18 protein-coding genes are annotated in these 20,645 nt (G+C 73.9%); 5 read left to right on the top strand and 13 right to left on the bottom strand.

Going from position 1 to position 20,645, the window contains the following annotated elements:
• Window positions 1-74: 74 nt before the first annotated feature.
• Window positions 75-1,730: a sensor histidine kinase gene (locus tag CLV70_RS01225; protein WP_106124440.1), complete on the bottom strand. Its 1,656-nt coding sequence runs from the start codon at window positions 1,728-1,730 to the stop codon at window positions 75-77.
• 13 nt (window positions 1,731-1,743) lie between these two features.
• Window positions 1,744-2,619 (bottom strand): universal stress protein, encoded by an 876-nt coding sequence (locus tag CLV70_RS01220; protein ID WP_106124439.1) that lies wholly within the window; start codon window positions 2,617-2,619, stop codon window positions 1,744-1,746.
• Window positions 2,620-2,746: 127 nt separating this feature from the next.
• Between CLV70_RS01220 and CLV70_RS01215 the strand changes: the two genes are divergently transcribed.
• Window positions 2,747-3,388: a response regulator gene (locus tag CLV70_RS01215; RefSeq protein ID WP_106124438.1), complete on the top strand. Its 642-nt coding sequence runs from the start codon at window positions 2,747-2,749 to the stop codon at window positions 3,386-3,388.
• Between the two features lie 6 nt (window positions 3,389-3,394).
• On the opposite strand, the gene CLV70_RS01210 is transcribed toward CLV70_RS01215, so the two are convergent.
• A complete protein-coding gene (locus CLV70_RS01210) occupies window positions 3,395-4,306 on the bottom strand; it encodes a nucleoside hydrolase (RefSeq protein ID WP_106124437.1) in 912 nt (303 codons plus the stop codon).
• A gap of 45 nt (window positions 4,307-4,351) precedes the next feature.
• Here CLV70_RS01210 and CLV70_RS01205 point away from each other — a divergent pair, with 45 nt between their 5' ends.
• Complete coding sequence (locus CLV70_RS01205) at window positions 4,352-5,308, top strand: TIGR03885 family FMN-dependent LLM class oxidoreductase (RefSeq protein ID WP_106124436.1); 957 nt, start codon at window positions 4,352-4,354, stop codon at window positions 5,306-5,308.
• 12 nt (window positions 5,309-5,320) lie between these two features.
• Here the strand turns inward: CLV70_RS01205 and CLV70_RS01200 are convergent, their stop codons facing one another.
• Both CLV70_RS01200 and CLV70_RS01195 read right to left on the bottom strand, forming a co-directional pair.
• Entirely contained in the window at window positions 5,321-5,983 is a 663-nt protein-coding gene (locus CLV70_RS01200; protein WP_245907943.1) for a lysophospholipid acyltransferase family protein, read from the bottom strand.
• Window positions 5,977-6,531, bottom strand: a complete 555-nt coding sequence (locus CLV70_RS01195; RefSeq protein ID WP_106124435.1) for a TetR/AcrR family transcriptional regulator — start codon at window positions 6,529-6,531, stop codon at window positions 5,977-5,979. The genes CLV70_RS01200 and CLV70_RS01195 overlap by 7 nt, the downstream gene beginning before the upstream one ends.
• A gap of 402 nt (window positions 6,532-6,933) precedes the next feature.
• On the opposite strand from CLV70_RS01195, the gene CLV70_RS01190 reads away from it, so the two are divergent.
• Window positions 6,934-8,262: an alginate lyase family protein gene (locus CLV70_RS01190; RefSeq protein WP_245907942.1), complete on the top strand. Its 1,329-nt coding sequence runs from the start codon at window positions 6,934-6,936 to the stop codon at window positions 8,260-8,262.
• A gap of 9 nt (window positions 8,263-8,271) precedes the next feature.
• A complete protein-coding gene (locus tag CLV70_RS01185; RefSeq protein ID WP_106124434.1) occupies window positions 8,272-10,434 on the top strand; it encodes an RICIN domain-containing protein in 2,163 nt (720 codons plus the stop codon).
• 52 nt (window positions 10,435-10,486) lie between these two features.
• Here CLV70_RS01185 and CLV70_RS41955 read toward each other — a convergent pair whose 3' ends face one another.
• Window positions 10,487-10,981: an ABC transporter permease gene (locus CLV70_RS41955; RefSeq protein ID WP_342750344.1), complete on the bottom strand. Its 495-nt coding sequence runs from the start codon at window positions 10,979-10,981 to the stop codon at window positions 10,487-10,489.
• Between the two features lie 17 nt (window positions 10,982-10,998).
• On the opposite strand from CLV70_RS41955, the gene CLV70_RS41950 reads away from it, so the two are divergent.
• Complete coding sequence (locus CLV70_RS41950; RefSeq protein ID WP_342750343.1) at window positions 10,999-11,196, top strand: hypothetical protein; 198 nt, start codon at window positions 10,999-11,001, stop codon at window positions 11,194-11,196.
• 67 nt (window positions 11,197-11,263) lie between these two features.
• Here the strand turns inward: CLV70_RS41950 and CLV70_RS01175 are convergent, their stop codons facing one another.
• The 7 genes from CLV70_RS01175 to CLV70_RS01145 all read right to left on the bottom strand — a co-directional run bounded on the left by CLV70_RS01175 (window position 11,264) and on the right by CLV70_RS01145 (window position 20,335).
• Entirely contained in the window at window positions 11,264-12,187 is a 924-nt protein-coding gene (locus tag CLV70_RS01175; protein WP_106124433.1) for an ATP-binding cassette domain-containing protein, read from the bottom strand.
• Entirely contained in the window at window positions 12,184-13,047 is an 864-nt protein-coding gene (locus CLV70_RS01170; protein WP_106124432.1) for a DUF4097 family beta strand repeat-containing protein, read from the bottom strand. Before CLV70_RS01170 ends, CLV70_RS01175 begins: the two co-directional genes overlap by 4 nt.
• A 413-nt stretch (window positions 13,048-13,460) precedes the next feature.
• Window positions 13,461-13,967: a toxin-antitoxin system HicB family antitoxin gene (locus CLV70_RS01165; protein ID WP_106124431.1), complete on the bottom strand. Its 507-nt coding sequence runs from the start codon at window positions 13,965-13,967 to the stop codon at window positions 13,461-13,463.
• A gap of 208 nt (window positions 13,968-14,175) precedes the next feature.
• On the bottom strand, window positions 14,176-15,156 hold the full coding sequence (locus tag CLV70_RS01160; RefSeq protein ID WP_106124430.1) for an aminoglycoside phosphotransferase family protein: 981 nt from the start codon (window positions 15,154-15,156) through the stop codon (window positions 14,176-14,178).
• Window positions 15,150-16,637: an SDR family NAD(P)-dependent oxidoreductase gene (locus CLV70_RS01155; RefSeq protein ID WP_106124429.1), complete on the bottom strand. Its 1,488-nt coding sequence runs from the start codon at window positions 16,635-16,637 to the stop codon at window positions 15,150-15,152. The genes CLV70_RS01160 and CLV70_RS01155 overlap by 7 nt, the downstream gene beginning before the upstream one ends.
• Before the next feature lie 102 nt (window positions 16,638-16,739).
• Window positions 16,740-19,262: an MMPL family transporter gene (locus tag CLV70_RS01150; RefSeq protein WP_211303592.1), complete on the bottom strand. Its 2,523-nt coding sequence runs from the start codon at window positions 19,260-19,262 to the stop codon at window positions 16,740-16,742.
• A gap of 62 nt (window positions 19,263-19,324) precedes the next feature.
• A complete protein-coding gene (locus tag CLV70_RS01145) occupies window positions 19,325-20,335 on the bottom strand; it encodes a hypothetical protein (protein WP_106124428.1) in 1,011 nt (336 codons plus the stop codon).
• Window positions 20,336-20,645: the final 310 nt, after the last annotated feature.

Below are 20,645 nucleotides of genomic sequence, written 5' to 3'. Positions count from 1 at the left end.
GGAACCTCCAGGTCGGTCACCCCACCACGGTCGCTCGCCGGGGCCCGTGCCGATCAGGGCCGAAGGTCCCGAAATCAGCCGCCCAGCGGCACCCGCCACGACACGATGGTCCCGCCGGCCGGCCCGGGGGTCACCTCGAAGACGCCGCCGAGGTCGCGGGCCCGTTCGCCCATGTTGACCAGGCCGCCGCGGGCCGCCGCCGGGTCGGTGCCGACGCCGTCGTCCTCCACCCGGATCACCACCTCGCCGTCGGCGGCGCGGACGGACACCCGTACGCCGCTCGCGTTCGCGTGCCGGGCGACGTTCGACAGCGCCTCGCGGAGCACGGCGAGCAGCTCGGGCACCACGTCGTCGGGCACCGCGCTGTCGACCGGGCCGGACACGTCCAGCGACGGCCGGAAGCCGAGCGCGTCGGTGGCGGCCTCGACCGCGTCGCGCAGCTCCGTACGCAGCGAGGGCCCGACCGGGGCGCGCAGCTCGAAGATCGACCGGCGGATGTCCCGGATGGTCGCGTCGAGGTCGTCGACGGCGGCGCTGATCTTCTTGGCCGTGTCGGGGCGCAGGGCGTGCGGGGCGACGCCCTGCAACTGCATGCCGGTGGCGAACAGCCGCTGGATGACCACGTCGTGCAGGTCGCGGGCGATGCGCTCGCGGTCCTCGAGGACCACCAGCAGCTCGCGCTCCTCCTGCGCGCGGGCGCGTTCGAGGGCGAGCGTGGCCTGGCCGGCGAAGCTCGACAGCAGTGCGGCGTCGTCCTCCCGCCCGGCCTCGGCCCCCGCCACGATGAGCACACCCTGCGGCATGTCGGCGTTCGCCAGCGGCGCGGCCATCGCCGGCCCGTCCGGCACCGGCCCGGGCCAGTCGGCGATGTCACCGAGGGAGGTGCCCTCGGTGGCGAGCGCGTCGACGTCGACCGAGAGCATCCGGCCGACCATGGCGTCCGCGCCGTCGGCCACCTCGATGGAGTAGCGGGCGGTGTCCTCGTCGTGGAGCAGCACCAGCACGAGCTCGGCGTTGCTGATCTCGCGGGCGCGGCGGGCGATCAGGCGCAGGGCCTCGGTGCGGTTGACGGTGCCGAGCAGCACCGACGTGATCTCCGCGGCGGCGGAGAGCCAGCGCTCGCGACGCTGGGCGAGCGTGAACAGGCGGGCGTTGTCGATCGCGACGCCGGCCGCCGCCGCCAGCGCCACCACGATCTCCTCGTCGTCGTCGGTGAACTCGGGCGCGCCCTGCTTCTCGGCGAGGTACAGGTTTCCGAAGATCTGATCCCGGGTACGGACGGGCACACCCAGGAAGCTGTGCATCGGTGGGTGGTTCGGCGGGAAGCCGTACGACCGCGGATGCCGGGTGATGTCGGGCAGGCGCACCGGGTGCGGGTCGGTGATGAGCAGGCCGAGGACCCCGCGGCCGTGCGGCAGGTCGCCGATCCGGGCGTGCAGCTCGGGATCGATGCCGTGGGTGATGAAGTCGGACAGTTCCCGGCGGTCGGGGCCGAGCACGCCCAGCGCGCCGTAGCGGGCGCCGACGAGGTTGCAGGCGGCCTGGACGATGCGTTGCAGCGTGCTGCGCAGGTCGAGGTCGGTGCTGATGCCGACGACCGCGTCCAGCAGCGCCCGGATGCGCTCCCGGCTGGTGACGACCTCCCCGACCCGGTCGAGCATCTCCTGGAGAAGTTCGTCCAGGCGTACGCGGGACAGCGGCGTCAACCCCAGCGAGGGCGGCTCGTTCATGGCTAGATGCTATCTAGCCCGCGACCAGCGCCGTACGCCTGCTCCGCACGATCAGCACCGGGCAGCCGGAGTGGTGCAGCAGCTGCAGGCCGGTCGAGCCCAGCAGGGTGTTCGCGACCGTGCCGTGACCGCGGCTGCCGACCACCATCATCCGGGCGCTGTGCGACACCGCCACCAGCACCGCGGCGGCGCCGTCGGGCGACACCACGGCCTCGGCGTCGACCTCGGGGAATTTCTCCCGCCAGGGGGCGATGTCCTGCTCGAGGCGCCGGCGCTGTTCCGCCTCGATCTCCGGCACGGCGGACTGCACGGCGGGGATGTCGCCGACCCACAGCGGCGTCGGCGGCGCGTACGTGCGCACCACGGCCAGCGGCGCGCCCCGGGTATCGGCCGCCTCGAAGGCCGCCTCCAGCACGCCGTCCGCGGCGTCCGAGTCGTCCACGCCCGCCACGATCGGGCCGGAGGCCGTCTCGGTGCGGCCGCGGACGACCACCACCGGGTGCTCGGCGTGGGTGGCGACGCGCTGGCTCACCGAGCCGAGGAGCAGGCTGGCGAAACCGCCGCGGCCGCGGTTTCCCAGCACCAGCGCCTCGGCGTCCGGCTGACCCAGCAGCGCCGCCACCGGCTCACCGGGCACGGCCTCGAGCTCCACGGCGATCCGGTACGGCGCCGCGGCCCGGGCCTGCAGGAGCGCCGCGTCGAGGATCACACCCGCCTGCTGCCGCGCGTCGCCCGCGGCGGTAGCGTCCGCTTCCGCAGGGGGCGGCGGGTACGCGTACACGATGCGCAGGGGGGTCTCCCGCCGTGCCGCCTCCCGGGCGGCCCACCGGACGGCGGCCTCGCTCGGCGCGGTGCCGTCGGTGCCGACGACGATCGGGGTGGTCCTCATGACGTGCTCCTTCCCGTGGATCTCGATCGTCGCCGAGGGCACCGCGGGGGTGGCAGAGACGCCGGCCCCGCGGACACGGGACTTTCGGCTCTTTGTGGTCCGGGCCTTTCCCGGGTAGGAAGGACACATGATCCGTGTCTTCCTGCTCGACGACCACGAGGTGGTTCGCCGGGGCCTCGCTGACCTTCTGCACGCCGCCGGGGACATCGAAGTGGTGGGGGAGTCCGGGTCGGCGCAGGAGGCGGCCCGGCGGATCCCCGCCCTGCGTCCCGACGTCGCGGTCCTCGACGCCCGCCTGCCCGACGGCAACGGCATCGACGTCTGCCGTGACGTGCGCGCCGTGGACTCGTCGATCAAGGGACTGATCCTGACGTCGTACGAGGACGACGAGGCGCTGTTCGCGGCCATCATGGCCGGTGCGTCCGGCTACGTGCTCAAGCAGATCCGCGGCACCGACCTGGTCGACGCGGTCCGGCGGGTCGCGGGTGGGCAGTCGCTGCTGGACCCGGCCGTCACCCAGCGGGTGCTCGAGCGGATCCGGCACGGCGTCGAGCAGCCCCGCGAGCTCGCCTCCCTGACCGATCAGGAACGGCGGATCCTCGAGTACGTCGCGGAGGGGCTCACCAACCGCGAGATCGCGGGCCGGATGTTCCTGGCCGAGAAGACGGTGAAGAACTACGTGTCGAGCCTGCTGGCGAAGCTGGGACTCGAGCGCCGCACCCAGGCGGCGGTGCTCGCCACCCGGCTGCTCGGCGACCACCCGCACTGAGCCTTTTCAGGTGCCGGCGAGGATCAGGTCCCGCAGCACCGGCGCGGCCGGCTCGGTCAGGCTGAGCACCACCCGGGTGCGCCGCGGCGCATCCGGGTCCTCGGTGAGCCCGCCGCGCCGGTCCGTCAGGCCGACCCGCAGTCCCAGCTCCGGCGCCTCGGCCGGGGTCACCGCGCCGGTCAGCACCGCCGCGGCCAGCGGGTCGTGCAGCGGCATCCGGCGCTCGCCCAGCACCGGTTCGTAGTAGTCGAGGTACGCGGTCAGCACGTCGGCCAGGGCGGCGGCCAGGGGAGTGCCGTGCGCCCGCAGCGCGTCCTGGTCGGCGGGCCCGAAGCAGTGCCGCATCGTCACGTCCAGCGGCACCAGCGTCACCGGCCAGCCGGCGGCGAGCACCTCGGCCGCGGCCTCCGGGTCGTCCGCGATGTTCGCCTCGCCGTGCCCGGTCACGTTGCCCGGCACCCGGACCGCACCGCCCATGACGGTCACGTCACGCACCAGCCGCGGCAGCCCGGGCTCGCGGCGCAGGGCGACGGCCAGGTTGGTCAGCGGGCCGGTGGCGAGCACCCGCAGCGTGCCGGGGCGGGCCCGGGCCAGGGCGATCAGCAGGTCCGCGGCGGCGACCGGGACGGGCTCGGCCGCCGAGCGCGGCAGCCGGACCCCGCCGACCCCGTTGCCGCCGTGCACGACACCCGCGCCCCGGAACGTCCCGGTCAGCGAGTGCCGGGCACCCGTGGCGACCGGCACGTCGGCGCGCCCGCCCAGCGCGAGCAGGTCGAGGGTGTTGCGTGCCGCCTGCTCCGCGCCGGTGTTCCCGCTCACCGTGCCGGCGCCGAGCAGGTCCGCGGAACCCAGCAGCAGCGCGAGGGCGAGGGCGTCGTCGACGCCGGTGTCACAGTCGAGGTACACGGGATCGGCCATGGCAGCAACGTTAGGGCAGGGGGTGTCCGCGGGTAGTTACCGGCCATGACGGACTACGGAATCCACTGTTCCCACGAGCAGATCCCGCCCGCCGACCTGCTCGCCGCTGTCGTGGCCGCCGAGCGGGCCGGCTTCGACGCGGCGATGTGCTCCGACCATTTCTCGCCGTGGAGCGCGCGGCAGGGCCAGTCCGCCTTCGCCTGGTCGTGGCTCGGCGCCGCGCTGCAGGCCACCAACCTGTCCTTCGGCGTGGTGAACGCGCCGGGCCAGCGCTACCACCCGGCGATCATCGCCCAGGCGATCGGGACGCTCGGCGCCATGTACCCGGGCCGGTTCTGGGCCGCGCTGGGCTCGGGCGAATACAGCAACGAGCACATCACCGGCGGGCCGTGGCCGCGCAAGGACGTCCGCAACGCGCGCCTGCTCGAGTCGGTCGGCGTCATCCGCGACCTGCTGGAGGGCAAGGAGGTCACCCGCGACGGGCTGGTCACCGTGGACCGCGCCCGGCTGTGGACCCGGCCGGAGACGCCCCCGGCGCTGATCGGCGCCGCGGTCAGCACGGAGACCGCCGCGTGGTGCGCGGGCTGGGCCGACGGCCTGGTCACCGTCAACGCGCCGGAGGAGAAGCTGCGCGCGATGATCGCCGCGTACCGGGACGCCGGCGGGCGCGGGCCGGTCAGCCTGCAGGTGCACCTGAGCTGGGCGCCGACCGAGGCCGAGGCGGAGGCGATCGCGTACGACCAGTGGCGCAGCAACATCTTCCCGCCGCCGATCTGCTGGGACCTCGAGACGGCCGAGCACTTCGACGTGGTCTCCGAGCACGTGACCCTGGAGCGGGTACGCGAGGTCGTCAACATCTCCGCCGACCTCGACCTGCACACGGAACAACTGCGCGGCTACGCGGACCTCGGCTTCGACCGCATCTACCTGCACCACGTGGGGCAGGAGCTCACGCCGTTCATCGAGACGTTCGGTGCCAAGGTGCTGCCCGCGCTGCGGTGACGGCGGCGGTGCTCACGGCGTACCGGAAAGCTTGTTGTAGTGGTCCGCACGCTCCTGGCCGGACAGCGCCGCGATCGCGTCCATGATGCGGTCGGTGGCGTCGCGGCGGGCCCGGGCGGCACCGGCCGGCGGCGGGCCGAAGGTGAGCGGCTCGCCGAAGCGGACGGTCACCCTGCCGGGCCGCGGCAGGCGGGCGCCGACCGGCTGCACGCGGTCGGTGCCGAGCACGGCCACCGGCACCACCGGAGCACCGGACGCGAGCGCCAGCCACGCGACGCCGGTGCGCCCGCGATACAGCCGGCCGTCGCGCGACCGGCTGCCCTCCGGGTGGATGCCGAACGCGCGGCCGTCCTTGAGCACGGCCAGCGCGGTCTCGAGCGAGGCCCGGGCCGCCCGGTGCGCGCCGCGCGGCACGGGAACGGCGCCGACGGCGGTCAGCGTCGTGCGGCTCAGGTGCCCGCGCAGGCCGGGACGGGTGAAATACTCGTCCTTGGCCAGGAACGCCACCGGCCGCGGGGTCAGCAGCGGGATGATGAAACTGTCCAGGAAGGACAGATGGTTCGCGGCGATGATGACGGGCCCGTCGAGCGGGACGTGGTGGCGGCCCTCCACGACCGGCCGGAACATCACGCGCGACAGCGGGACGAGGCCGGCGCGGGCCACCCGGGTCAGCACCGGCACCCCTGGAGGTACGCGTCGACGGCCGTCCGCAGCAGGTCGTCGGCGTCGCCGGTGCCGACGACCTCCAGGCTGCCCCAGAGCGACAGCTGCGCGATGCCGTGCAGGTTGGCCCAGAACGAACTCGCCACCGCGGCGGCGCCGGGCCGGTCGGGGCCGAGCAGCCCGGTCAGCACCCCGAACAGCGGCTTGCTCGCCTCGCGCAGCCCCTCGCTGTTCCCGCTGAGCAACTCGTGCCGGAACATCAATTCGAACATCCCCCGTTCCGTACGCGCGAAGTCCAGGTAGAGCCGCCCGAGGGCGAGCAGCCCGTCCCGGGGCGTCCCGGCCGGTCCCACGGCGGCGACCCGCGCGGCGAGCCGGTCGTAGCCGACCCGCGCCACGGCGGCGAGCAGGTCACGATGGGTCGGGAACCAGCGGCGCGGCGCACCGTGCGAGACGCCGGCGCGGCGGGCGATCTCCCGCAGGGACAGGGCGCCGGTGCCGCGCTCCGCCACGAGCTCGACGCCGGCGGCAACGAGCCGGGCACGCAGATCGTCGGACATGGACAGTGTCTACCAGGCGCGCGTAGACACTGTCTACCCGGCGGTCGCCCGGTCGGCCGATGGGGTTGCGGGCGGGATGGCGGGTGGAGTCCGGGTCGGCCGGCGGGTCAGGTCGCCGGCGGGCCAGCGGGCCGGCTCGCGGGCGGGCCGGCGGGTGGGGTCTGGGCCGGGTCGGCGGGTCCCCGGATGGTGGCGCACGGGGGCGGGAGAGCGCTTCCCGACCGTAACCGGTTCCGGGGCCCGGGATTGACCACTGGGCAAGAGAAAGCGCTCTCTCGGGCTGCAACCTTTCGTCATCCTTAAGTAGGTCGATGTCTGCTTGACCGCGTCCCTTTTGGCGGGGTTGAGTGGCCGAACTGTTAAGTACCCTTCCGGTTGTCCCCGCCCCCACGGGAGTCCGTCTTGTCCAGATCATCCCCACGCCGTGCCGTGCTCGCCGCCGGCACGGCCGCCCTCGCCCTCGTCGTCACCCTCGGCGTCCGCTCCGCCGCGGACGCCGGCACCCTCACCCCGGATGCCGCGCCCGGCAACAGCGCGCCCGGCAACAGCACCGCGACCCGGAACAACGCCGGGCTCGCCGGCACCGTGCAAGCCGGCGCCGCGCAAGCCCGCAGCGCGACAGCCGGCGCCGGCACCGCGCGGGCAGCCGCCGTGTTCTCGCATCCCGGGGTTCTGCTCAGCCGTGCCCAGCTCGACTTCGTGAAGGGCAGGGTCGCCGCCCGCGCCCAGCCCTGGCTCGGCGCGTACGACCAGATGATGGCCAGCCGGTACGCGTCCCTGTCGCGCACCCCGAAGCCGCGGGCCACCGTCGAGTGCGGCTCGTACTCCAATCCCGACAACGGTTGCACCGACGAGCGGGAGGACGCGATCGCCGCGTACACCGATGCGCTCGCGTGGTACATCACCGGGAATTCCGCGTACGCGCAGAAGTCGATCGCTCTGATGGACGCCTGGTCCGCGACGATCAGGAACCACACCAACAGCAACGCGCCCCTGCAAACCGCCTGGGCGGGTTCGGTGTGGCCGCGCGCCGCCGAGATCATCAGGCATGCGTACGGGAACTGGCCGAACCAGGAGCGGTTCGCCACGATGTTGCGCACCGTCTACCTGCCCGTGGTGATCCCCGGGATCCACAGCAACGGGAACTGGGAGCTGTCGATGATGGAGGCGGCCGTCGGCATCTCCGTCCACCTCGACGACCGGGCCTCGTACGACCGGGCCATCGCCCGTTTCAAGCTGCGCGCCGCCTCGTACGTCTACCTCGCCGCGGACGGGTCGCAGCCGAAGTATCCGCCGGCCGGGGGCATCGACACCCGCGCTGAGCTGATCGACTACTGGCAGGGGCAGAGCACGTTCGTCGACGGGCTCGCCCAGGAGACGTGCCGCGACTTCACCCACACGGGTTACGGCATCTCGGCCATCGCGCACGTCGCGGAGACCACCCGGATCCAGGGCGCCGACCTCTACCCGGAGCTGCAGGACCGGCTGCGGCACGCGCTCGGCTTCCACACCAAGTTCGAGAACGGCGCGGCCGTGCCGTCGACCATCTGCGGCGGCACGGTTACCAGGGGCCTCGGGCCGGTGACCGAGGTCGCGTACCACGCGCTGCACGACCGGATGGGCATCGCCATGTCGAACACCGAGGTATACACCGTCGCCAAGCGCCCCCAGGGCAGCAACAACCTCTTCGTCGCGTGGGAAACCCTCACCCACGCGGGCAACCCGGCCTAAGGACACCGCATGAAACCCCGCACCCTGACCGCCGTGGCCGTGACGGCGCTCGCCGCCGCCGGACTCGGCCTCGCCGGCGTCACCGGCGCGATGGCCGCCACCACCGGCAGCGTCGTGAGCTCCGCCAACGGCAAGTGTCTCGACGTCACCGACGGCTCCACCGCCAACGGCAACCTTCCGCAGATGTGGTCCTGCGCCTCCGGACCGAACCAGACCTGGACGTACGGCGACGACAGGTCGCTCAGGGGTCTCGGCAAGTGCCTCGACGTCGCCGGCGGTGCCACCACCGACGGCGCGGTCGTGCACCTGTGGGACTGCTTCGCCGGGCTGACCAGCCAGCAGTGGACGTACACCGCGGCCGGCGACCTGGTCAACGTCAAGGCGGACAAGTGCCTCGACATCAAGGACAACAACCTCGCCGACGGTGCCAAGCTCCAGCTGTGGACGTGCTCCGGCGGCGCCAACCAGAAGTGGACGGTCAACGGCGTGCCGACCCCGCCCACCACGCCGCCCGCCGGCGGCAACCCCGACCTCGGCCCGAACGTGACGATCTTCGACCCGTCCATGTCCGCGTCGACCATCCAGAACCGGCTCAACCAGGTGTTCAACCAGCAGGTGCAGAACCAGTTCGGCACCCAGCGGTACGCGCTGCTGTTCCGGCCGGGCACCTACAACGTGGACGCGAATGTCGGCTTCTTCACCCAGGTCGCCGGGCTGGGCCTGACGCCGGACGCGGTGACCATCAACGGCCGGGTGCACGCCGAGGCCGACTGGTGGCCGGACGGCTCGCAGAACGCCACCCAGAACTTCTGGCGCTCGGCCGAGGGCCTGTCCGTCACGCCGACCGGCGGCCTCGACCGCTGGGCCGTCTCCCAGGCGGCGCCGTACCGGCGCATGCACGTGCGCGGCAACCTGGCGCTGTCGGACGGCGGCTGGTCGTCCGGCGGCTTCATGTCCGACACGAAGATCGACGGGCAGATCCAGTCCGGCTCGCAGCAGCAGTGGCTCACCCGCAACTCGCAGATGGGCAGCTGGAACGGCTCGAACTGGAACCAGGTCTTCGTCGGCGCCCAGGGCGCGCCGGGCAACAGCTTCCCGAACCCGCCGTTCACCACCGTGGGGCAGACCCCCAAGGTCGCCGAGAAGCCCTTCCTGTACGTCGACAGCGCCGGCAACTACCAGGTGTTCGTCCCGTCGGTGCGGACCAACACCGCCGGCACGAGCTGGGCCGGCGGCAACCCGGCGGGCAGTTCGCTGCCGATCGGCACCTTCTACGTGGTGAAGCCGGGCGACACCGCGGCGACGATCAACGCGGCGCTGGCGTCGGGCAAGAACCTGCTGGTCACGCCGGCGACGTACCACCTCAACGCGCCGATCAACGTGACCCGGCCGAACACCGTGGTGCTGGGGCTCGGGCTGGCCACGTTCGTACCCGACAACGGGGTGACCGCGATGAACGTCGCGGACGTCGACGGCGTCCGGGTCGCGGGCCTGCTCTTCGACGCCGGCACCACGAACTCGCCGGTGCTGATGGAGGTCGGACCGAACGGGGCGTCCGCGGACCACTCGGCCGACCCGATCGTGCTCTCCGACGTGTTCTTCCGCATCGGCGGCTCGATCGCCGGCAAGGCCTCGGTCAGCCTGCGGATCAACAGCGACGACGTGATCGGTGACCACGCCTGGATCTGGCGCGCCGACCACGGCAACAACGGCACGTACGGCTGGACGGTCAACCCGGCCGCGAACGGCCTGATCGTCAACGGCGACGACGTGACCTTCTACGGCCTCTTCGTCGAGCACTACCAGCAGTACCAGACGATCTGGAACGGCGAGAACGGGCGGACGTACTTCTACCAGAACGAGATGCCGTACGACCCGCCGAACCAGGCCGCGTACATGAACGGCTCGACGCAGGGCTGGGCGGCGTACAAGGTGGCCGACTCGGTCAACAACCACCAGGCGTGGGGTCTCGGCAGCTACTGCTACTTCAACGTCAACCCCGGCGTGGTCAACGCGCGGGCCTTCGAGGTGCCCGCGAAGAGCGGCATCAGGTTCACCAACATGACGACGGTGTCGCTGGGCGGCACCGGCACGATCTCGCGCGTCATCAACAACAAGGGGGCCGCCGTGAACGCCGGTCACCAGGTCGAGCCGCTGGTCAGCGGGCCCTGACCGGGGCGGCCCGAGGACCCGTCCGGCACGCCGGGCGGGTCCTTCCGCGTGCTCAGAAAGCGTTGTACCTGCGCCGGGCCCACCCGTACCCGATCAGGGCGATGACCGTGCACCAGGCGAGGGTCATGCCCAGGTCGCCGCCGGACGGGCTGCCGCCGGCCAGGAGCGCCCGCAGCGTGTCCATGATCGGCGTGTACGGCTGGTACTCGGCGAACTGGCGCAGACCGGCGGGCATGGTGTCGGTCGGCACGAAGCCGCTGCCCAGGAACGGCAGGAGGGTCAGCGGCAGCGGCGTGTTGCTTGCCTCCTCCGGCGTCTTGGCCACCATGCCCAGCGCCACGCCGAGCCAGGTGAAGGCGAAGCTGACCAGGGCGAGGATGCCGATCGTGGCCAGCCAGCCACCCGGCCCCGCCGTGGGCCGGTAGCCGACGGCCACGGCGACGCCGAGCACGATGGTCAGGCCGATCAGGTTCTGGATGACGCTGCCCAGGACGTGCCCGGTCAGCACGGACACCCGGGCGATGGCCATCGTGCGGAAGCGGGCCACGATGCCCTCCCTCGGTCATGTCCGTGGCGACCGAGACCGAGGTGCCGGTGGCCGTGCCGCCGATGGTCATCAGCAGGATGCCGGGCACCACGAAGACCAGGTATTCGGCGCGACCGCCGCCGAGTCCCGCCCCGAGCGAGCCGCCGAAGACGAAGACGAACAGCAGCAGGAAGATCACCGGCATCCCGGCCAGCATCACCGTCATCGCCGGGTAGCGCAGGATGTGCCGCAGGTTGCGCCGCAGCATCGTGTGCGAGTCGCGTACGGCATAGGAGAGGGTCGTCATCGCGCGTCCTCCTTCGCCGAGGCGGTCAGGGCCAGGAAGACGTCGTCGAGGTCCGGGGTGTGCACGGCGAGCTCGTCGATCTCCACGCCCGCCCCGTCGAGCGTGGCGAGCAGGGCCCTCAGGCCCTGGACGCTGCCGTCGCCGGGCACGTCGAGCGTGAGCCGGTCGTCCGCGACGGTCACGCCGAGGGCCCGCCCGGCCGCGCCGGTCTGCTCCGGGCCGGCGAACGTGAGCGTCACGTGGCCGCCCGGCGCCAGGCGTTTGAGCTGCTCGGCCGTGCCCTCGGCGACGATCCGGCCGCCGTGCAGCACGGCGATCCGGTCGGCGAGCTGGTCGGCCTCCTCGAGGTACTGGGTGGTGAGGAAGACGGTCGCGCCGCCGGCGGCCAGGCCGCGGATGGTGTCCCACATCGCCCGCCGGGCCCGCGGGTCGAGCCCGGTCGTGGGCTCGTCGAGGAAGACCACGCGCGGGGTGCCGACCAGGCCCATCGCGATGTCGAGCCGGCGCCGCATGCCGCCGGAGTACGTGGCGGCGGTCCGGCCGGCGGCGTCCTCGAGCCCGAACAGCGCCAGCAGCTCCGCGGTCCGCTCGCGCCGGGCGCGCCGGTCGAGGTGGTGCAGGTCGGCCATGAGCATCAGGTTCTCGGCGCCGGTGAGCAGCCCGTCCACCGCCGCGAACTGGCCGGTGACGCCGATGGCCGCCCGTACCGCGTCCGGCTCGGTCCGCACGTCGTGCCCCGCGACCCGCAGCTCGCCGGCGTCGGGGCGCACGAGCGTGGTCAGGATCTGCACGGTCGTGGTCTTGCCGGCCCCGTTCGGGCCCAGCAGGGCGAAGACCGAACCCGCGGGCACGTCCAGGTCGATGCGGTCCAGCACGGTGTTCTTCCCGTACGCCTTGAGCAGACCCGTCGCGGTGATCACGCGACGTCCCCGGCGTGCGCGCGGACGACCGTGATGTCGCCGAACGAGGTGCGGGCACGAACCTCGACGCTGCTCTCGCCCGGCTCGGGTGCGCCGCCCGCGTCGAGCCCGTTGCGCATCCTGCCGAAGGAGGTGTGCAGGTCCAGGTACGCGGCGGTGCCCCGGGCGACGCCCACCTGCACCGAGCCGGCCGCGGTCTTCACCGAGACGACGCCGCACCGCACCTCGTCCACCCGGATGCTGCCGTTGGCGGTGGTCGCGGTGACGTCGCCGCCGGCCTGCCCGACGAGGATGTCGCCGTTGGCCGCGTTGACCCGCAACTCCCCGGCGACCCGGCCGATGCGGCTGTCGCCGTGGGAGTTGCGAACCACCGCCGAGCCCGCGACGGAGCCCAGGTGCACGGCGCCCGAGGCGGTGGCGGCGTGCACGTCCCCGTCGGCGGTCTCGACGACGATGGTGCCGGCGGCGGTGTTCAGGTCGAGAACGCCGGAGTGCTCCACGCGTACGTCCCCGGTCGCGGTCTTGATCCGGGTCTCGCCGAGGATGCCGGTGCAGTGGAAGGCCGAGACGGCTGCGTCGGCCCGGACGCGGGAGCCGGTCGGCAGGGCGATGCGCACGTCCACCGAGCCGGGGCGCCCGAACAGGCCGAGGTTGCGCGGTTTCGGGGTCTTCACGAGCAGGCGGCCGTCGGCGTACTCGACGCGGGTCTGCTCGGCGGCGCGGACGTCGCGGTCGGAGCCAGGGTCGGTGGGGCGGACCTCGACGACGGTGTCCGGGCGGTCGGCGGCGGCGATCTGCGCGTCGCCGACCTCGAGCTCGAGGGTGGCGGTGATGGGTCCGGGTGACTCGAACGCGGGCATGGTTGTCCCTTCCGGTGGATGACGGGGGCCGGTTCGTCGTTCGGCGGCCCTGGATCGGCTGTCGCGCCGGCAGCGGCGGGCCGGTGCGGGAGGTCCGGCGGGTCTGTGGGTGTGGCGCGGGCCCTGTTGGCGGGGTGGGCTGCGAGAGGTCCGGCGGGTGTGGCGCCGGCCCTGTTGGCGGGGTGGGCTGCGGGAGGTCCGGCGGGTCTGTGGGTGTGGTGCCGGCCCTGTTGGCGGGGTGGGCTGCGAGAGGTCCGGCGGGTGTGGCGCCGGCCCTGTTGGCGGGGTGGGCTGCGGGAGGTGCGGTGGGTCTGTGGGTGTGGTGCCGGCCCTGTTGGCGGGGTGGGCTGCGGGAGGTGCGGTGGGTCAGCGGGTGTGGCGCCGGTCCCGTTGACGGGGCGGGCTCCGGCGGGTCAGCGGGCCCAGCCGGTGTAGCGCTGGCCGGCGATCGGCGCGCGGTCGGTGGTGGGGCGTGCGGCGGGCTGCACGGCCGCGCCGGAGACGCGGATCAGCCAGGCGTTGACGGACAGACCCTCGCGGGCCGCCGCCTCCTCGATGCGGGACTTCAACTGCTCCGGCAGCCGGAAGTTGATCCGGGACGCCGTAGCGTCACCCTCGGCTGGGGGTGGCGCCATGGTGGCGTCGGATGGCGCCGTCGGTGGTGCCGACGGCTCGGCCGGGGGAGGGGTGACCACGAACGCCGGGTCGCCCGAGCGCAACCGCACCTCGACGGAGCCCGGGGCCAGGTCCCGGGTGATCTCGTCGGCCGCCGCGGTGAGCGCGTCGAGCAGGGCGAGGCGCATGCCGGACTCCAGCGGTGCGCTCAGCCGCTCCGCCAGGGCGCGGGTGTCGGGGCCGCCCAGTTCGGCGGCCGAGGCGAGCTCCTCCCGGAGCCGGGAGACGTACGTCGACAGGTCCATGACGCCACTATGGCATCACAATGGCGCCATGGCAAGAGGATTGGCGCCGTCATGGCATCACTGGCCCACGTCGAGGGGTCCGGACGCCAGCACGCGGCCTCTCCGGGCGCTGGCACGAGCCGGTCCGGGCGCTGGCACGGGCCGGTCCGAGCGTCGGCACGGGCCGCTCCGGGGGGCGGCGCGGGGGCGCTCCGGGCGAGGAAGGTGGTCAGATCAGGCGGGCGAGGACGGCGGCGTGGCGCAGGGCGGTCCTGCCCTCCGCGACGCGGCCGTGGTGGGTCGACCACAGGGCGGTCTCGATCCGGCGGGCCAGGCACCAGCCGGCCACCCGGGCCGGGTCCAGTTCCAGTTCGCCGGCCAGCAGCGCGATCCGCTCGCGCAGCGGCCGGGCCGGGTCGTCGTGCGCGTACGGGTCGCCGACCTGTTCGAGCAGGGGCCAGAGGTCGTACGCCGGGTCGCCGATCATCGGCTTCGGGTCGATCGCCACCCAGCCGTCGCCGTCGGACAGGATGTTGCCCGGGTTGAAGTCGCCGTGCAGCACCACCTCGTGCGGCGCGGAGGCGGGCAGGTCGTGCAGCAGCCGCACGCCCTCCGCGATCAGGCCGGCGTCGGCGACGGGCCGCAGGCGGGCGGTGCGCTCCTCGACGAGATCGGCCCAGTCCGCGGTCACATCGACCAGCGACTCGATCGGTATGGCGGGTGCGGCCGTCACGTCGGCGGGGTCGGCGGGGGCGGCCTCGACGGGCTCCGCGGGGGCGGCTTCGGGCAGGCCCGCGGACCACAGGCGGCGCAGGACGTCCGCGCCGATCAGGAGGCGGTCGGTGACCGGCAGGCCGCTTGTGGTCAGCTGCTCGCCGGGGTCGCAGCGGTGCAGGATCAGGGCGTGCCGGTCCGGGTCGTGGGCGAGGAGGCGGACCGCGCCCCGGCCCGCCCAGAGGCGCAGGGCCGAGGGTTCCGCGTACATCTCGCGGTGCGGCCAGGCGATCTTCACGATCACCGGCGTGCCGCCGGGCAGCGTCGCCGGGGCCACCCAGCTGCAGCTGCCGCCGTGCAGGGCCGGGCCGAGGGTCAGGCCGTGCGCGTCGCGGACCTCGTCGATGAGGCCGGGGAGGCGTTCCAGCCAGCGCCGGGCCTCGCGGTTGCCGGACAGCTCGCGCACCACGGGCAGGTCGGGGGAGACGGTCACCATGCGATCGGGGCGTAGTCCTTGAGGAAGCAGCCGTACAGGTCCTCGCCCTGCTCGCCGCGCACGATCGGGTCGTAGACGCGGGCGGCGCCGTCGACCAGGTCCAGCGGGGCGTGGAAGCCCTCGCCGGCCAGCCGCATCTTCGTCGGGTGCGGGCGCTCGTCGGTGATCCAGCCGGTGTCCACGCTCGTCATCAGGATGCCGTCGGCGAACAGGTCCTCCGCGCTGGTGCGCGTCAGCATGTTCAGCGAGGCCTTCGCCATGTTGGTGTGCGGGTGCCCGGCGCCCTTGTAGCCGCGATTGAACACGCCCTCCATCGCCGACACGTTGACCACGTAGCGGCGCGGGAAGGGTGACCGGGTCATCGCCGTGCGCAGGCGGCTGACGAGGATGAACGGGGCGGTGACGTTGCAGAGCTGCACCTCCAGCAGCTCCAGCGGATCCACCTCGTGCACCCGGTCACTCCAGCTGTTCGTCGGCGCGAGGTCGGGCACGAGCCCGCCGGCGTCCACGGCCGTCGACGCGGCGATCCGCTCCGGGCTGGCCGAGCCGCCGGTGAGGGCCAGCGCGGTCAGCGCGTGCGGGGCGAACATCGGCCCGCCGCCGGCCCCGGTCAGCGCCTGCGGATGGGCCTCGGTGGAGTGGCCGCCGAGGTACTCGAGCTCGGGAAGCGGGCCCTCGGGCAGCGGCGCCGACTCCGCGGCCACCAGCGCGCCGTAGGAGCCCGGCGAGCGGCGTACCGTCTGGGCCGCGTTGTTGATCAGGATGTCCAGCGGCCCCCGGGCCGCGACCGCGTCGGCCAGGGCGACCACCTGGGCCGGGTCGCGCAGGTCGATGCCGACGACCCGGAGCCGGTGCAGCCAGTCGCCGCTGTCCGGCATGGCGGCGAACCGCCGGACCGCGTCGTGGGGGAAGCGCGTGGTGATCGTGGTGTGGGCGCCGTCGCGCAGCAGCCGCAGCGCGATGTACATGCCGATCTTCGCGCGCCCGCCGGTGAGCAGCGCCCGGCGGCCGGTGAGGTCGGTACGGGCGTCGCGCCGGGCGTGGTTCTCGGCCGCGCAGCGCGGGCAGAGCTGGTGGTAGAACGCGTCCACCTCGGTGTAGCGCTGCTTGCAGATGTAGCAGCCCCGGGCCTGCTGGAGGACCCCGGCGACCCGGCCGGCGGTGGCGGTGGTCAGGGCCAGGCCCGCCGTCTCGTCGTCGATGCGGGTCGGCGCGCCGGTCGCGGTGGCCGCGGTGACGGCCCGGTCGTTGGCGAGGACGGCCTCCCGGCGGTCCTTGCGCCGGCGCACCTTCACCGCCTTGAACAGCCCGGCGGTGGCCCGGCGCACGGCGACGGCGTCGGGGTGCTCCGGATCCAGGGCCTCGGCCTCGGCGATGACGGCGAGGCAGACGGCGAGCCGGTCCGGATCGATCCCGTCCCCGGCGCCCGGTCCCGCGCCGGGCGCCACGGCCGGTGCGGTCTCGTCAACTGTCGCGGTCATGCTCGTGTCCGTTCCGGTAGCACCCTGACTCTCCGCAGGGCACTGTACTGACCCGGCGGCCCGCACCGCTCCCCGGCGGGGGTGGGAAGGCGCCGGTGAGGGTCAGGGCTGCTCCGCCGCCGGGCCGTACCGGGAGAGGTCGACCGTGTCGGACGGCGGCCCGGAGCGGCGGTTGCCGAGATCCACGGTCGGGCCCAGGTCGGAGAGGCTCTCCGGGCGCCGGCCGGCGGCGCGTACGGGCGCGGGCAGCACCTGCTCCTCGAGCGTGATCCGGGACTGCCCGGGGCCCGGTGCGGAGCCCGCGACGGGCAGCTCGCCGGGGTCCGGCCAGGCCGGGGCCGCCGCGGGGCCCGGCACCGGCCCGGCGGCCTCCGGGGCGGTCCCCGGCGGCGACGCGGCGAACACGATGGTGTCCGAGGTCGCCACCGCGCCCGGCCCGCGGTCGGCCGAGAGCAGGGCGGCCAGTTCGCGCGCGGCCGGCTGGGCGTCCGGTTCGGGAGCGGCGTGCCGGCCGACGGACACGGTCGGGAAGAGCTCGTCGTCCTCGTACTCCGCCAGGCCGGCCCGTTCCTGCAGGCGGCGCAGCGGCCCCGGCGCCCACCAGGCGGCGTTGCCCATCAGGCGCAGCACCGCCGGCACCAGCAGCATCCGGACCACGGTCGCGTCCAGGAACAGGGCGACGATCATGCCGACGCCGACGAAGCGCATGGTGGTCACCGAGGACAGGGCGAAGGCGCCGGTCACCACGATGAGCAGGATCGCGGCCGCGCTGATCACCCGGCCGGTGCGGGCCAGGCCGGTCGTCACCGCCTCGGCCGTGGTGGCGCCGCGGGTGCGGGCCTCGACCATGCGCGACAGCAGGAACACCTCGTAGTCCGTGGAGAGGCCGAAGACGACCGCCGCCATCAGCACCACGATGCCGACCTCGAGCGGGGCCGGGGTGATCCGGAGCAGGTCCGCGCCGTGGCCGTCCTGGAAGATCCAGACGAGGATGCCGAAGGTGGCGCTGAGGCTCAGCGCGCTCATCACCACGGCCTTGACCGGCAGCAGCACCGAGCCGAACGCGAGGAACATCAGCAGCAGCGTCGCGCCGACCAGCAGGCTCACCATCAGCGGCAGGCGATCGGCGGTGGCGGCGAGGCTGTCCACGTTGCGGGCCGTCGCGCCGCCGACCAGCAGCTCGGCGCCGGGCGGGGGAGGCAGGGCGCGGATCCGGTCGACCGCCGTGCGCGCCGCCGGGCTGAACGGGTCCGTGCCCGCGAGCGTCGCCGTGTACGTGACGACGCCGCCGCCCCTGCCCGCCGGGGTGACCGTCGCGACGCCGGGCACCTGGTGCACCGCCTGCGCGAAGGAGCCGTCGCCCGCCCCGGGGCCGCGCAGCACGACGAGGACGCCGGCGCTGCTCAGGGCCGGGAAGTCGCGTTTGAGCGCCTCGACCGCCTGGCGGGCCGGTTCGGCGGCGGGCAGCACCCGTTCGTCGTTCTCGCCGAACTGCACGCCGCGGATCGGGGCGGCCAGCACGACCAGCCCCGCGAGGATCGGCAGGGCCACCAGCACCGGGCGGCGCAGCACGACGTCGGCGAGGGTGGCCCAGCCCGTGCCCGGCGGGCGGCTCCCGCGGCGGCGGGGGAGGCGTACCGGAAGCTTGTCGACGCGGTGACCCAGGACGGCCAGCAGCGCGGGCAGCAGGGTGAGCGACAGCAGCGCGGCGAGCGCCACGGCGGCGAGACCGCCGTAGGCGAGCGACTTGAGGAACCCCTGGGGGAAGAGCAGCAGGCCGGCCAGGGCGATCATCAGCAGCGTCGCGGAGAACACCACGGTGCGCCCGGCGGTCGCGACCGTCCGGGCCACGGCCTGGGCCGGCGTACGCCCGAAGCTCTGCTCCTCCCGGAACCGCCCCACCATGAACAGCCCGTAGTCGATCGCCATGCCGAGCCCGAGCAGGCTGGCCACGTTGACCGCGAACGAGTTGACGTCGTGGGTGTACGCGACCGCGTGCAACACCCCCAGCGACCCGAGCACCGCGCACCCGCCGACCAGCACCGGTAGCGACGCCGCGACGAGCGAGCCGAAGATGAACAGCAGCAGGATCAGCACGATCGGCAGGGACACGGCCTCGGCGAAGGCGAGATCCTCGGTCGACCGGGCGGCGGACGCGTCACCGAGCGGGGCTCCGCCCGCGAGCTGCACCGTGGCCCCGGCGACGCTGAGCTTGTCGCCGATCTCCCGGAACGCCTCGAGCTTCTCGCCCTCGTCCTCGCCGGCCAGGGTCAGGACGGCCACCGCGCTCCGGCGGTCGGCCGCCGCGAACTGCCCGGCCCGGCCCGGCCAGTAACCGGCGACCGCCGTGACGGACGACTTGGGCAGCGCGGCCAGCCGCGCCTCGATGCGCCTGCCCAGCGCCGGGTCGTCGATCGACCCCTGCCCGGGCCGGTAGATCGCGACGACGTCGCCGCCCTGCGGGCCGAGCGCCTCGCGGACCACCTCGGCGGCCCGGCTGGACTCGCTGCCCGGGTCGGTGTAGCCGCCCTCGGAGAGCTGGCCGAACACGCCCATGCCCCAGACGCCGGCCGCCGTGACGGCGATGACCGCGACAGCGAGCACCGCCCAGCGGAACCGGGCCACCCACGCACCCCACGTGGCGAACAACGATTCCCCCTTACCGTGAGCCTTGCCCCCGCGAAGGCTCAGCGCAGCGTCGCCGCCTCGAGGGCGACCCCGCCGCAGTCCGAACTGAACGAGTCGTCGGTGACCCAGCTGAGGTTGATCTTGCCGTTCCTCGGCGCCCGGTAGGTGACGACGAACGCAACCGTGGCCAGGTTGTTGCCCCGGTTCTCGAAGCTGCCGGTGGCCGTCGGGCCGCCGGTGGAGAGCTTCGCGGTCAGCTTGCCGCGCCCGCCGAGCGCGCCCACGTAGAGCTTCAGGGTGCGCGCCGAGGTGCTCGCCGGGGCGGACAGCGTGAAGCCGTTGCCGTCGCCGCAGGTGCGGATGCCCGTCGGGGTGCCGTCGGAGGAGGCCACCGGGGAGCCGCCGCGCCAGGCGAAGCGCTGCGGGCTGAAGCCGTGCCGGAACCGGGGAGCGGTCGGCGCACCCTCGAGGATCGCGAACACGCCGTCCTTGCGTTCCAGCGAGAAGGTGCTCTGCTGACCCCAGTGCACCCAGTCGCGGGAGCCTTCACCGGAGAGGTCCACCTGCCCGGGGATGCCGGTGCGGGCGACCGTCACCGAGCCGGCGAACTGCGGCGGCTGCGTCCTGCGCGGCGGCGGCTTGCTCGTGGTGCGGCTCGGCGTGGCCGAGGCCGTGGCGGAGGGCGGCGCGGACGGGCTGCCGGACGCGCTGGGCAGCGGGATCGGGAACTGGTCGGGCGGGTTCAGCGGCACGTCGCCGAGCGCCGGCGGCTGCACCGGCGGGATGGCCGAGGTGTCGTCGTCGCGGACGGCGCGGCTGATGACCAGGCCGAAGGCGACCACGATGAGGACGCCGGCCAGGATGACGGCGGCGGGCAGGAGGAACTCGTTGAACTGCCGCGGCCGGGCCTCGAGCAGCTCGGGCGGCACGGCCGCGCCCCGGCGGCCCGTGGTGCGGTATCCGTAGCCGCCGCGCGGGTACGCGGCCGGGTAGGGTCGGCGACGCCCGGCGTCGGACGCATGCTCCCCGGGCTGTGGCTGGCGACCAGTCGTACGGTCGTCGTCCGGCAACCGACCCTCCCCGGTCGTTCGCGGGCGCACCGCCGGACGCCGGAGCCGGGCCGGGCGGGTTGTCCCTGGTAGTGGCGCTGTGCTCAGTCTCTGGCTCGGGTGCTGCGCCGGCGGTGAGCGGCCGCCGTGGTGCGGTGGGGAGGTACACGGTCTCACCTTGCGTGAGTGACGGAGAAGAGCGAAATGAGTAACCAGCCGTTCGATTGATCACCCGGGTCGGCGGTTCGGCGGAGGTGCGGTCCGCCCGGACGGGCCCGGACGAGTACGGTGTCCGAAGTTTCCCGCGTGTCCCATCCGACAGGAGAAGCAG

The sequence above is a fragment of the Pseudosporangium ferrugineum genome (assembly GCF_003002065.1).
Classification (GTDB): domain Bacteria; phylum Actinomycetota; class Actinomycetes; order Mycobacteriales; family Micromonosporaceae; genus Actinoplanes; species Actinoplanes ferrugineus_A.
The sequence above is the reverse complement of the archived record's forward strand: the minus strand, read 5'-3'. Positions and strand labels throughout refer to the sequence as shown.